Source organism: Burkholderia sp. LFS061 (genome assembly GCF_047978125.1).
In the GTDB taxonomy this organism is placed as follows: domain Bacteria; phylum Pseudomonadota; class Gammaproteobacteria; order Burkholderiales; family Burkholderiaceae; genus Burkholderia; species Burkholderia pyrrocinia_C.
On the sequence record NZ_JBFPFS010000153.1, the window covers coordinates 1 to 423 of the forward strand.

At 66.0% G+C, this 423-nt stretch carries 1 protein-coding gene; it reads right to left on the reverse strand.

Going from position 1 to position 423, the window contains the following annotated elements; all coding sequences use genetic code 11:
- Positions 1-423 (reverse strand): NAD(P)/FAD-dependent oxidoreductase (locus tag ACNQQL_RS36120; protein ID WP_347069728.1); only part of this gene is annotated, 423 nt, incomplete at both ends.

Sequence of the window (423 nt, forward strand, 5' to 3'; positions counted from 1 at the left end):
GGGAAGCCCGGGAAGATCTCGACACCCAAGGCTTCCGCCTGCTGGCCGAGCCAACGCGTGACGTTGCCCAGCGAAATCACATAATTGCCGTGGTTCTTGAAGTTCTCGGGCAGTGCCCAGTTCGGCGTCGTCACCGCGCTCTTCTCGGACAGGAACAGGAAGCGGTCTTCCGTCACCTCGACGGTGAGCGGCGCGCCCTGTTCCTTCCAGTCGGGGAACAGTTCGGTGATCGCGCGCGGGTCCATCACCGCGCCCGACAGGATGTGCGCGCCGATCTCGGAACCCTTCTCGAGCACGCACACGCCGATCTCGGTGCCTTTCTCGGCGGCCAGCTGCTTGAGCCGGATCGCCGCCGACAGCCCGGCGGGGCCGCCGCCGACGATCACGACGTCGTATTCCATCGATTCGCGCGGGCCGTATTGC